Source organism: Desulfobacula sp., assembly GCF_030145145.1.
GTDB lineage: Bacteria > Desulfobacterota > Desulfobacteria > Desulfobacterales > Desulfobacteraceae > Desulfobacula.
Genome location: NZ_JAQYWD010000034.1, coordinates 22,056 through 34,156 on the forward strand (window position 1 = coordinate 22,056; position 12,101 = coordinate 34,156).

Consider the following 12,101-nt stretch of genomic DNA (forward strand, 5'->3'; position numbering starts at 1 on the left):
TACAATATAGAATTAAAGGAGAAAAAATGACACAGATGAATAAAATTGGCATTGTAGGTGCCGGAAACATGGGCAGTGGGATTGTACAGAAAACTGCCATGGAAGGATTGCAAGTGGTCATGCTGGATATCAAGGAAGATTTTGTTCAGCGGGGACTGGAGACCATTCGCACGACCTTTGCCGAAGCTGTTGAGCGGAAAATTCTTCGGCCGGAACAGGTGGAAGACATCATGGGGCGTATTCAGGGTACAACGAATATGGAAGACGTAAAAGATTGTGACTTGGTTATCGAGGCGGTTTTCGAGGACATGAACGTGAAAAAAGAGTTGTTTGCCAATCTTGACAAGATTTGTGATGAAAAAACCATTCTCGCGACCAATACCTCCTCTTTTTCCGTTGAAGAAATGGCCAAGGCAACCCATCGGCCGGATCGATTCGTCGGGCTTCACTTTTTTTACCATCCGGCAAAAAACCGTCTTCTTGAAATTATCCCCGGTCCCCAGACCTCAAATGACACCATTAAAGCAGCCCAGAAATATTCCAAACTCACGGGAAAGACCGATATCACGGTTAAAGACTCGCCGGGATTTGCCGTCAACCGATTTTTTACCCCGTTGAACAACGAAGCGTTCCGGGTCCTTGAAGAAGGCATTGCCAATACCGTCACCATTGATGAAGCCTTTAAAAAAATGCTCAATGTCGGTATGGGTCCCTTTCTGCTGGTAAACGTAACAGGGGTTCCCATTGCCCTGCATGCACAGGTGACCCTGCACCAGGAACTGGGTGAATTTTTTAAACCGGCTGAAATTTTGAAAAAACAGATCGACCTTAAAGAAGACTGGCCTTTGGACGGTGAAGTGGACGAAAGTAAATTTGAACAGGTTACTGACCGTCTGCTGGGATCGGTTTTCTATGATGCGGTCTCTTTACTCCAGGATGGCGTTACCGATATCCTGGATACGGACGTGGGGGCAAAAGTGGGGTTGAGATGGCGTAAGGGACCCTTTGAGATGATGAATGAACTGGGCATTGATAAATCCTATGCCATGGTGGAAAAAGTCCTGGCACCTTACCCGAACCTGGACGTTCCCCAGGTACTCAAAGACCAGAAAGCAAAAGGCGAACCCTGGGATATCCGATATGTCAAATATACAAGAGATGGCGCCATCGGCCGAGTAAGGATCTCCCGCCCAGATGCACTTAACGCTTTGAATCATGCGGTTGTCAAACAATTGGATGAGGCGTTTGCCCAGGCAGAAGCAGATACCCAGACCACCGCCATTGTCCTGGAAGCGGCCGGAAAGGCATTTGTCGCCGGTGCAGACATCAAGTTTTTCGTGGACTGCATCAAAGGGGATAAGCTTGATGACAACTATGCGTTTACCGCTTATGGACAGGAAGTCCTTAACCGCATTGATGACAGCAAAAAGCTGGTTGTTGCCAAAATGGAAGGCCTTGCACTGGGTGGCGGTCTGGAACTTGCGATGTCAACGGATGTCATGGTCGCCACGCCCAAAGTGGTGATGAGTTTTCCCGAAACAGGCATCGGCATTACGCCGGGACTTGGCGGAACCCAGAGAACCAGTCGATTTGTCGGCAAGGAACTGGGCAAATATCTTGTGTTCACAGGCCGCACGATTTCGGCTGTTGATGCCAATGCCATTGGTTTGGTAGATTATGTATTCAATCCGGATGAAATTGATGAAAAAATTGTTGAAATGATTACCGCCGGCACCCTGAAGCCCCAAAAAGGGTGTGCGGACAATGAACTGCCGGCTGAATGGAAACAGATCAAAGCACTTTTTGCCGACGAGAACATTGACGGCCTGCTGAAAGGAAAATATGCCGGCAGCAGTGACAAGGTTGAAGCCAAAATTGCCAAAATCCTTGCGGCCAAGGCGCCGCTTGCCTTAACATTATCCAATCAAATCATGGATAAAGGGTATGCGATGTCCTTAAAAGACGGTTTGAAAGAAGAACTGGCCCACCTGTACGAGATATTTTCCACAGAGGATGCCCTCCTCGGATTGACCAATATTGGGAAAAAAGTACAATACGCAGGTAAATAAGGCCGAATAGATGTAAGGCGGGTTGGAAGCCGCCCGTATGCAATTATTTTCAATCGGGTGTAAGATCACACGAGAAAGGAACCTAAATATGTTTAACAAATCCTATATTCCGTTTAACGGATATTATTCATCTCCATTTTGCAAGTGGCAAGGCAGTTTCCAGAATGAGAACGCCATTGAGTTAGGGGCAAAAACAGCCCGCTCATGGCTGCTGAAGAAAAACATAGACCCCACGATTATCGATTATCTGTATTTTGGCAATACCGTGGCCCAGCATCGCATTTTTCACGGCCACAACTGGGCCGCTGCAATGGTGGTGGACAATGAAAAGAATCTGCCTGGCCTGTTTGTACACCAGGCGTGTTCAACAAGTGCCACCTGTATCTACCTGGCCGCTTTAAATATTGAAGCCGGTATCTATGACACAGGGTTTGCACTGATGTCCGACAGATGCTCCAATGGTCCGCATACCATCTGGCCTAACCCTAAAGGACCGGGGGGAGAGGTGATCTCTGAAAACTGGAATATGGACAACATGAATTTTGATCCCAATGCCGGATTGAAAATGGTCCAGACCGGTGAAAACGTTGCCAGGGAAGTCAGTGCCACCCGGGAAGAAGCGGATGCCATGACCCTACGCCGTTATGAGCAGTACCTGGATGCCCTGAAAGATGACCGGGCTTTCCAGAAACGCTATATGATGCCCGTGGAAATACAGGTAAACCGGAAAAAAACCATTGTTGTTGAAGCGGATGAAGGCATAACGCCCTGCACGGCTGATGGTCTTGCAAAACTGAGACCCGTCGAACAGGGAGGCATTCACACCTTCGGTTCCCAGACCCATCCCGCCGACGGCAATTGCGGTATCATTGTTACGACAAAGGACAAAGCAAAAGAACTCAGCGCGGACAAGAACATTGAAGTTCAGATTATTGCGTACGGATTCGCAAGGGTAAAAAAAGGCTTCATGCCTGCTGCACCGGTGCCTGCTGCTCAAATGGCACTGGACCAGGCGGGTCTTACCATGGATGACATCAAGGCCATCAAGACCCATAACCCATTTGCCATCAACGACCTTAACCTGGCAAAGATGATGAACATTGATGTCATGAAAATGAACAACTACGGCAGCAGTCTGATTTTCGGTCACCCCCAGGGGCCCACTGCCGGTCGTCTGATTTGTGAACTCATTGAAGAGTTAGCCCTCATTGGCGGTGGATACGGCATGTTTGCAGGGTGTGCTGCCGGTGACACCGGTGTGGGGATGATTTTTAAGGTCAGTTAACCAGACCACGTCTCAACGAGCGGTAGGCATCGGATGAACTTTTTATCAAAACGGGCCCTTTTTTCCATAATGGACCCGTTTTGATTCACTTATTTAAAGAGGGGAGGGGATCGTATGCAGGGAAAATATGTTTTAAAGGAATTGAGCCGCTACCGGCTGGGGACTTTTGCAGATTTAATATATCGGAATGCCATTCTTTACCCCGAAGCAGAGGCCTTTGTCTGCAGCGCCGAAAGGATCAGTTTCAGGCGGTTCAACGAGCGAGTGAACCGTCTCATAAACGGTCTCGGCGCCAGGGGTATCCGGAAGGGAGATGTCCTGGGGATACTTTCCTGGAATCGGAATGAATACCCTGAGGTTTTTGGGGCGGCAATGAAGGGAGGATATATTGCGGCCCATCTGAATCCCCGCCTTAAATCCGAAGAGCTGCTTCATCAGATTGAGGATTCCATGGCACGTGTGTTGTTTATAGGCGGTGAATTCGTAGAAGTAATAGAAACGATAAGACATCAATTCACCAGAACAGAACTGATTATCCTCTTTGACCCACCCCGTGAAAATATGTCGGAATACAAGACCTTTCTCCAGGGGAATTCCCCGGATGAACCTGATGTCGATGTCATGGAGGATGATCCCGTGACGATACTCTATACCAGCGGAACCACCGGTATTCCCCGGGGAGCTGTCTACACGCACAGGCAGAAGATGGAGAGTACTATTTCCAAGGCCCTGGATATTGGGGTTCAGTTCGGGGACAGGCATCTTGTGGTGATCCCCATGTTTCACGTGGGGGGGGACAGCCATATCTGGCCCTTTTTTTTAACGGGTGGCTGTAATGTGGTTATTCCCAGTGCTTCATTCGATCCGGAGATGGCACTCCAGACCATTGAAAAGGAGCAGATTACCGACATTCATATCGTTCCCACCCAGCTGGTTTCTCTAATCAATTTTCCAAGTGTTCGGGAGTTTGAACTCAAAACCCTGAAGCGGGTATGGTATGCAGCATCTCCAATGCCTGTGGAGATTATCAAACAGGGGCTTTCCATCTTTGGCCCCATATTCATGCAGGGCTACGGGCAAACGGAATCCGGCCCCCACGCAACGGTTCTCAAGCAGGCGAACCATACTGCCGCAGAAATCCAAGAAAATCCCCATGTGCTGGAATCCTGCGGGCAGCCATGTCTCGGGGTGCATATCCGGATCGTTGATGAAAAGGGGGACGATCTTGAGGCCGGTCAGATCGGTGAGATTATCATAAACAGCAGACGGAATATGACCGGGTACTGGAACAAGCCCCGGGAAACGGAAGATGCCGTAAAAGACGGATGGCTGTACACCGGGGATATGGGGTATTGCGACCAGCGGGGATTTATCTATATTGCTGACAGAAAAAAGGATATGATCGTTACGGGGGGGGAAAATGTCTACCCCAAAGAGGTGGAAGAGATTCTTTACCGACATCCGCTGGTCATGGAAGCCGCTGTAATCGGTATTCCGGACCCGTATTGGGTTGAGAGTGTGCATGCCGTGGTGGTTCTCAAAGAAGGGGCACAGGTAGCTGAAAAGGATATCCTTGATTTTTGCAAGGAAAATATTGCCAGTTACAAAGCACCAAAGACCATAGAGCTCGTGGAATCCCTGCCCAAAAGTCCCCAGGGGAAGGTTCTCAAAAAGGAGATCAGGAAAAGACTCAGTTCTTGATGATTTGAAAAAAGAAATTGCCTAGGGATCGGATCTTCCTTTGATCTTGACTCTTCTGATATTTTTATAGATAGTTTTGGAAAGGAAATTCCAGTGTTGAGATCTCCGATGCCTCGTTTGGGGGAAAATAGCATTCGGGTGTATGATGAAGTGTTCATTGCTGTGCTGTTTGTGTCGGATTACAAATAATAACGTTTTTTTTGGAGGTGTGAGCATGAAAAGTGTTACAGGAAAAGGTATTTTTGTTTTTATTTTGTTGGGTGTACTTGTTTTTTGGATGTCTCCGGCCAGCGCAAAACAGATTACTCTGAGGTTTGCAAGTGGTTTCCCCACCATGCAGGTCATTACCGGAAAAATAATTGTGCCCTGGATTGAAGAGATCAACAAAAAAGGCCAAGGCAAGGTCAATATCAAGTTATATCCTGCCGGTGCCCTGGGTAAAGCGCCGGATTCTTATGATCTTGCGGAAAAAGGTATCGCAGATCTATCCTATCACCTGGCGGATTACACTCCCGGGCGGTTTCCCATGACAACTGTTTTTTCCCTGCCCTTTGTTATCCCGTCCGGCCAGATCGCTTCCGAGGCCATGTGGAAAACTTATCAAAAGGAACCCAAATTCCGGGAAGAATACAGCAAAGTCAAAGTTCTGGCATTGTTCTGCCATTCAGGCGGCCATTTTCATACCGTAAAAAAACCCATTTACACTATGTCTGATTTCAATGGCTTGAAAATGCGGACGGCAAATCCCAGCATCAGCAATGCATTAAAGCTCTGGGGAGCCATCCCTGTGTCCATGCCCGTTACTGAAACCTATCAGTCCCTGGAACGAAATGTGCTTGATGGAACGGTTATGGTCTGGGAGGGCATGGGTGTCTTTAAATTGAATGAAGTGACAAAATATGCCACAATTGCCGACTTATACACCATGCCCATGATGATTGTCATGAACAAAGACAGCTGGGAAAAGCTTCCCGCAGATGTGCAAGCGCTGATTGACAGCACGACGGGATTGCAGATGTCTTCCGCTTCCGGCAAGGCATTTGACAACCTGGAAGTCCCTTTCAGGGCAATGTCCTTAAAAAAAGGGATAAAAGAGATTATCATGGAGCCTTCTGAGATGGCAAAAATGAAAGAATCAGTCCTGCCCCTGAGAGCGGAATGGGTCAAGGATATGGAAAAAAAGGGATTGCCCGGACAACAGGTTCTGGATACGGCGCTGGGTTTTCTTGGCGTGGAATAGGAAACTACCTGAATCGTCCCCGGGGCGATGCAAGACACCAATGGCAGCGTTTTTTTTGGGGGGAATTTCAAAGAAGGCTTGTCCCCCCTGCGCTGCCGGAATTTCAGTGGGTTTTTTTGATATTATTTTTAGACAGAATAGAAAGTTTGGGTATATGAATTTTAGAAACAGCGTAAATATAATGGGAGTATTCAGCCATTACCTGTCCAGGCTGGGGTGTGTGTCCCTTTTTGCCATGATGTGCTTGACGGTTGTGGATGTTGTGGGCCGGTATGTTTTCAATTCCCCCATCCTGGGGGCTTTTGAACTCACCGAATTCCTTGTGTCGATAACGGTTTTCTCTTTTCTTGGATATGCACAATCCCAGAAAATACATGTTACCGTGGATATTTTATTTGACCGCTTTCCGAAAAATTTCCAGGGCTTGATTAATCTGGTTAATTATACGGTCTGTGTCATCCTCCTTTTCCTGATATCATGGAAAGGGTTTGAAAAAGCACTGGAAGCACTTGAAACCGGAGAAAAACCCATGAATCTTCCCGTTTTTGATTATCCGTTTGTTTTTTTCCTGTCCCTGGGATGTGCGGTGATGTGCATTGAATTTATAAGAGATATCATTAGAACAATTGTAAAACGAAAAAAAGGTGAAATGATTAAATGAGCCCAGAGATGATCGGAATTATAGGTGTTGTAGCATTATTTGTTTTTCTGGCATTCAAGATGTATATTGGTGTGGCCATGGCCCTGATCGGGTTTGTGGGCATCAGCTTAATCATCAATGTGAATGCCGGCCTGAATATCTTGGGAATGGTACCCTGGTCAGAGGGATCATCTTATACCATGAGTGTTATTCCGCTTTTTGTTCTCATGGGACAGTTTGCCTTTGTTTCCGGCATCAGCCAGGATATTTACAAGGCAGTCAATTCCTGGATGGGACATCTTCGGGGAGGGCTGGCCATGGCAACCATTATGGCCTGTGCCGGTTTTGCAGCCGTATGCGGATCTTCCCTTGCCACCGGTGCCACCATGGGAAGGGTAGCCATACCTGAAATGGATAAGTACGGTTATGATCCCAGTTTATCCACGGGCTGCGTTGCCGCCGGCGGTACCCTCGGCATCCTGATCCCGCCCAGTATCGGGTTTGTCATTTATGGTATTCTGACGGAACAATCCATTGGCAAACTTTTTATGGCGGGGATTTTACCGGGCGTTTTACTGGCAGCTCTTTTTATGCTGGCAATTTATGTAAAATGTCGGCTAAATCCCCAGGCAGGACCCAAGGCGGAACCCACCACATGGTTGGTCAAGTTTAAATCCCTGTACAGCACCTGGCCCATGCTATTGTTGTTTGCCCTGGTGATGGGGGGGATATACTATGGCATTTTTACTCCCACCGAGGCAGCCGGGATTGGTGCTTTTGGGGCATTTGTTATCGCCGTTGTCAAGCGAAAGCTTTCCTGGCAGGTCTTTATTGAGAGCCTGTTGGCAACAGGGAATATGACGGCCATGATTTTCTTGATCATTATCGGTGCCAATATATTTTCGTCTTTTCTCGCATTGACGGGTATCCCCATGTTACTGGCCGACTCCATTGTCACGCTGGCTTTGCCCAAATTAGCGATTCTAATGATTATCATCCTGATTTTTGTTGCCCTGGGTTGTGTGATGGATTGTTTTGCCATCATGATTTTAATGGTTCCCATCCTTTATCCCATTATTCAGACATTGGAATTCGATCCCTTGTGGTTTGGCGTTATCATGGTGATTGTGCTGGAGGTCGGGCTCATAACCCCTCCTGTGGGCTTGAATGTTTTTGTGATCAAGGGGGCCGCCCCGGATGTGCCGCTAACCACAATTTTCAGGGGTATCTGGCCGTTTATGATTGCTGCCGTTGCCTGTATTGCCATCATCATTCTCATTCCCCAGGTTGCATTGTTTCTTCCATCAAAAATGTAATCAAACTAGCATAAATATAGAAATGTTCAGGGATCGTTTGTTTCCCTGGGTGATTTTTCAAAACTTCTCAAGGAGGAACCAATATGACATCCGTTCAGGAAATCAATAAAGACATCGTAAAAAAATTTTATGACTTGATTATCAACAAAAAAGATTATGAAGCCGCCAGACCGTATATCGGGCCGCGCTACAAACAGCACAATCCTCTTGTTAAAGATCGTCCTGAAGGGCTCAAGGAATTTATAGAATTCCTTAAAAAAAATTATCCGGAAGCCCGAAGTGACATCAAGCGAGTCATCGCTGAAGAGGATTATGTCGTGCTCCATGTTCATTCAACCCGTTCACCAACCGTACACCGTGCCATTATTGAAATCTTTCGGCTGGAAAACGGCAAGATTGACGAGCACTGGGACGTTATTCAGGAAATCCCTGTAACCTCGGCCAATGAGAATGGGATGTTCTAATAATGAGAATTTGACCCCGTCCATCAAAGTTGAAGTCTGAGAGCTGAATAACAAATATTCAAGGATTTGAGGCTATTTTTTTTGAGGGGTAGGCCTCAGCAGCCTTGAGATCTTTCGGCAAAATAATCCAGGAGGGCGTTTTTTTTATGAAGCCTGCCAGACGTATCCAGGTGGTTGGATTTCAGGAGTGCGACGATGAAATCAACAATACCGCTGCCGCAGACCTCTTTGATCCTGCTGTCACCAATGGTGTGAAAGGCAAGGGTGCCAGCCTGGCAGTCGACCCGATCAACAGCACCATCTGTGCCACGCATGCCCGAGGACAGCCCCATACCTTCAAAGGACGGGCCGGCAGCGGTTGACGGTACTTTATCCGGAGCGTTCACCCACACGTTGCAAGCACCGCAAATGCCTAACCCACCGCAGGGTTTTTCAATGCTGATGCCGGCATTTTCAAGTCAGTCATGCAGGTTTTCTCCTTTTTTTATCTGAACAGTGATTCCCAACGGTTCCACCAAAATACTGATCATTTAAACCCTCCGGTATTAAAACGGGTATATGTGCGGTCAGTTTTTTTGATTTTTCAAAATGACCTTTCCAACGGGGTACGACTTTTATAAAACACGATAAAATCAACTATTTCGACACACATGTCAATGCAGTTAGCACAAATAACCGTCTGTCAGCCTCCAGACAGTGAACAAGGGTCCAGCATGAATAAAGGACGATTCCAGAGTGGCCAGAAGAAGTTGATTCTGCTATCATGCTGGTACTTTTTAAGACCCGATTTAGTGCCTGACGGAAACCCGTGTTTGGACGAAAAGTTGCCCATATGCAAGGCGCAAGAAACTCTGAAACCGGAGTGTACCGCTGTACATGAGGATTTCAGAGTTTTGCAGCAACGCAGCAGATGGGTGAGTTTTCGTCTAAACACAATTTAAATATGATGTGAGATGTTATGCACGACTCAATGAACAGAATAAACATTAGTATGTCAAACCGGCCTGTCCATTCTATTCCCAGGGGTGAACTCTGGCTCGGAACCGACCTTCTCAAAAGAGCGGGTTATACAGATACGCTTGAAAATCACTTTCGTCTGGTGGATCAATTGGGCCAGGATATGATCTGCCTGCCGATTGCCGATGACACCTCCCACAGGCCCGTCCTGGGGTATCGATATTTTGACTGCCGAGACCTTAACCAAGCGACCCGGAACCGGGACCGATTCGTGGCTGCGGTTGTGGACGGTCCGTTCCAGGAATTGACCAACCGGATGGGATTGATGGCAGTTTTGACAGGGTGGGTTCAAAAGCGGCCGGAGATGGCCAGGGCCTATGCAGTGGAACAGACAAAAGTGCTGGAGTTGATCTCCGGGTGCCTGGACCAGGGGGTTCATGCCGTGGTCATAGCAGAAGATCTTGCTGCTGATCAGGGGCTGCTGATGAGTCCCACAGATATAGGAACCCTCTGTTCATCCTTCTACACCCGGGCGGTTCCGATCATTCACGAGGCAAACGCCCGGGCGTTTTTACACTCCTGCGGCAATATTACGCAACTGATAACACTGATCAAGACGTGGCAGGTTGACGGCCTGGCGTCAGTGCAGCATCGTGCCAATGATCTTCCGGGGCTGCGAAACGCCTTGGGGTCTTCCCTGGTGATCATGGCCGGAATCGATGCCGAGTTGCTGGCATCGGATGACCCTCGGCCGGACGTGTTGAAAGATTTCGAGAATCTTATCACTTCCCTGGCGCCTGGCGGCGGACTGATTCTCAGCTCCAGCTGTGGCCTTTACAGTGGTGATTTTTTTGAACGGATTCAAAGGATTTATGCCATGGCAGACCGTCTTGTCGAGGACTGATCTAAGCCTTATATTAACCGGGATTTTCTTTAAAAACAATATGGGTTGCTTCAGGCAGGGCCGGATGACCCATAAAAACACCCTATCCGTCAATGCTGAGGGGGTTGAAAAAGGGGTGGCTAAAAATCGATGTGTTTCCAGCCCGGATTAATGCCGGCAAACAATGGGGTGGCCTTCCGCATCAATATCAATACCGATGGTATCGCCTGTTTTAAATCCAAGACGTGAAAATTCCTTGACCACACTGTCGTGTCGGTCAATGTGCCAGTAGACGGACCAGAGGGGATTCCGCACAGAGTCAATACCATAGGCATCATGGCTGCACAGGTTGATTCTGAATTTGTCTTTGGCGATTAATGTATCTGCTTCGGCCAGGAAAATATCGATTCTATAAAGGAAGTTGTGAAGGGCTTGGGACAGTTCTTTTTGAAGCTCAGGGGAATCGTCCAGGTAATGGCTGGCAATCTGGTAGAGCTCACCGGTATCCTGGATGGAAAAGCCCAGAACGGCAAACCGCGGATGCCTGAGAGCGAAAGATTCAAGTCCTTTTTCATAGGCGCGTATGCTGGAAAGAATGTCATTGATGTCCGGCTTTGTTTTTTTGCTCTCCTGAAGCAGATCCTCGCACAGGCTGATGATATGGATATAAAAAGCCTTGTTGTTCATCACATACACCGGCCGTTCCCTGTAATTTTTCCGTTTTCGGATACGCCGGATGCCATCCAGCTTGATGGATCGTTCGCTCTCTTTTTCTTCCAGGGTTTCAATATTTGAAATGTCTTTGGCCTGTACAACATAAATTTCGCCTTCCGTGGAGATGATATACTCAATTTCGCATCTGAACCCCAGGGCTTTTTGGATGTCTATTGACAACTTCACAAGTTTTCGGTCATGGGGGACCCTTGTGATGTAAGGCTCTCTTTGAACCTTGTGGTCGCGGTTTTTGCAATAGCCAAATTCCCATTGATTGGCGATCATTTTTGCCATAACGCTGGAGCCGTTGACAAAGGGCATGACAATGACGCCCATTTCATTCATATCAAAATCCGGTGCATGGTTGAACCGCTGCTGCCGCCGGATGGAAAGCCGTTTTGAGGTTTGGGCCAGTTTGATGATTCGGTTTCTTGCGTATTTTATGCCGCCAATATCTGCATATGTTTCAAGAGAATCAAAGGTACCGCCTTTATACTTTGATTCCAGGGGGTGGGCACTTCTTGCAATGACTTTATAACTTTCCCGGTGCTTATCTAAAAATGAATCCAGTTGCTGAAAGTCTTCATTGATGAATTTTTCTGCAGGCACATAAATAAATTCCGGAACATTAAATCCAATTTTTTGAAGTTTTTCCAGCAGGTTTGCTTTTTCAGGCATCTTATTTTCCATGGTTAACCTTGACCGTTATAACAGCATTCAAAAATTCCCAGGATACAAATTGTTGGTTTGATGACATGTACTTTTAGGTAACATATGTCATGAAAAAATGCAATACCTGCCCAAGCCCACCAGCAATTCTAAATATGAAACA

At 47.3% G+C, this 12,101-nt stretch carries 10 protein-coding genes; 8 read left to right on the forward strand and 2 right to left on the reverse strand.

Annotation, left to right across the window (positions count from 1 at the left end):
- Nucleotides 1–26 precede the first annotated feature (26 nt).
- The 7 genes from Q1Q15_RS18410 to Q1Q15_RS18440 all read left to right on the forward strand — a co-directional run bounded on the left by Q1Q15_RS18410 (nucleotide 27) and on the right by Q1Q15_RS18440 (nucleotide 8,715).
- The gene (locus tag Q1Q15_RS18410; RefSeq protein ID WP_300463273.1) at nucleotides 27–2,069 is read left to right on the forward strand and encodes a 3-hydroxyacyl-CoA dehydrogenase/enoyl-CoA hydratase family protein; all 2,043 of its coding nucleotides are present in this window, start codon (nucleotides 27–29) and stop codon (nucleotides 2,067–2,069) included.
- 88 nt (nucleotides 2,070–2,157) lie between these two features.
- Complete coding sequence (locus Q1Q15_RS18415) at nucleotides 2,158–3,354, forward strand: thiolase family protein (protein WP_300463276.1); 1,197 nt, start codon at nucleotides 2,158–2,160, stop codon at nucleotides 3,352–3,354.
- Between the two features lie 114 nt (nucleotides 3,355–3,468).
- Nucleotides 3,469–5,055, forward strand: a complete 1,587-nt coding sequence (locus tag Q1Q15_RS18420; protein ID WP_300463278.1) for a long-chain-fatty-acid--CoA ligase — start codon at nucleotides 3,469–3,471, stop codon at nucleotides 5,053–5,055.
- 214 nt (nucleotides 5,056–5,269) lie between these two features.
- Entirely contained in the window at nucleotides 5,270–6,295 is a 1,026-nt protein-coding gene (locus Q1Q15_RS18425; protein ID WP_300463281.1) for a TRAP transporter substrate-binding protein, read from the forward strand.
- A gap of 154 nt (nucleotides 6,296–6,449) precedes the next feature.
- Complete coding sequence (locus tag Q1Q15_RS18430) at nucleotides 6,450–6,956, forward strand: TRAP transporter small permease (RefSeq protein WP_300463284.1); 507 nt, start codon at nucleotides 6,450–6,452, stop codon at nucleotides 6,954–6,956.
- A complete protein-coding gene (locus Q1Q15_RS18435) occupies nucleotides 6,953–8,251 on the forward strand; it encodes a TRAP transporter large permease (RefSeq protein WP_300463287.1) in 1,299 nt (432 codons plus the stop codon). The genes Q1Q15_RS18430 and Q1Q15_RS18435 overlap by 4 nt, the downstream gene beginning before the upstream one ends.
- Nucleotides 8,252–8,334: 83 nt before the next feature.
- Complete coding sequence (locus tag Q1Q15_RS18440; protein WP_300463289.1) at nucleotides 8,335–8,715, forward strand: ester cyclase; 381 nt, start codon at nucleotides 8,335–8,337, stop codon at nucleotides 8,713–8,715.
- A 95-nt stretch (nucleotides 8,716–8,810) separates the two neighbouring features.
- Here the strand turns inward: Q1Q15_RS18440 and Q1Q15_RS25545 are convergent, their stop codons facing one another.
- Entirely contained in the window at nucleotides 8,811–9,047 is a 237-nt protein-coding gene (locus Q1Q15_RS25545; protein ID WP_363321017.1) for an ASKHA domain-containing protein, read from the reverse strand.
- Nucleotides 9,048–9,685: 638 nt separating this feature from the next.
- On the opposite strand from Q1Q15_RS25545, the gene Q1Q15_RS18450 reads away from it, so the two are divergent.
- Nucleotides 9,686–10,576 (forward strand): uroporphyrinogen decarboxylase family protein, encoded by an 891-nt coding sequence (locus Q1Q15_RS18450; protein WP_300463295.1) that lies wholly within the window; start codon nucleotides 9,686–9,688, stop codon nucleotides 10,574–10,576.
- Nucleotides 10,577–10,723: 147 nt separating this feature from the next.
- On the opposite strand, the gene Q1Q15_RS18455 is transcribed toward Q1Q15_RS18450, so the two are convergent.
- On the reverse strand, nucleotides 10,724–11,947 hold the full coding sequence (locus Q1Q15_RS18455) for a hypothetical protein (RefSeq protein ID WP_300463297.1): 1,224 nt from the start codon (nucleotides 11,945–11,947) through the stop codon (nucleotides 10,724–10,726).
- Nucleotides 11,948–12,101 lie beyond the last annotated feature (154 nt).

What these genes read in the sequence shown, in the direction of transcription:
- Q1Q15_RS18410 (WP_300463273.1), top strand. Translation starts at nt 27, where the DNA reads ATGACACAGATGAATAAAATTGGCATTGTAGGTGCCGGAAACATGGGC.
- Q1Q15_RS18415 (WP_300463276.1), top strand. Translation starts at nt 2,158, where the DNA reads ATGTTTAACAAATCCTATATTCCGTTTAACGGATATTATTCATCTCCA.
- Q1Q15_RS18420 (WP_300463278.1), top strand. Translation starts at nt 3,469, where the DNA reads ATGCAGGGAAAATATGTTTTAAAGGAATTGAGCCGCTACCGGCTGGGG.
- Q1Q15_RS18425 (WP_300463281.1), top strand. Translation starts at nt 5,270, where the DNA reads ATGAAAAGTGTTACAGGAAAAGGTATTTTTGTTTTTATTTTGTTGGGT.
- Q1Q15_RS18430 (WP_300463284.1), top strand. Translation starts at nt 6,450, where the DNA reads ATGAATTTTAGAAACAGCGTAAATATAATGGGAGTATTCAGCCATTAC.
- Q1Q15_RS18435 (WP_300463287.1), top strand. Translation starts at nt 6,953, where the DNA reads ATGAGCCCAGAGATGATCGGAATTATAGGTGTTGTAGCATTATTTGTT.
- Q1Q15_RS18440 (WP_300463289.1), top strand. Translation starts at nt 8,335, where the DNA reads ATGACATCCGTTCAGGAAATCAATAAAGACATCGTAAAAAAATTTTAT.
- Q1Q15_RS25545 (WP_363321017.1), bottom strand. Translation starts at nt 9,047, where the DNA reads ATGGGGCTGTCCTCGGGCATGCGTGGCACAGATGGTGCTGTTGATCGG.
- Q1Q15_RS18450 (WP_300463295.1), top strand. Translation starts at nt 9,686, where the DNA reads ATGAACAGAATAAACATTAGTATGTCAAACCGGCCTGTCCATTCTATT.
- Q1Q15_RS18455 (WP_300463297.1), bottom strand. Translation starts at nt 11,947, where the DNA reads ATGCCTGAAAAAGCAAACCTGCTGGAAAAACTTCAAAAAATTGGATTT.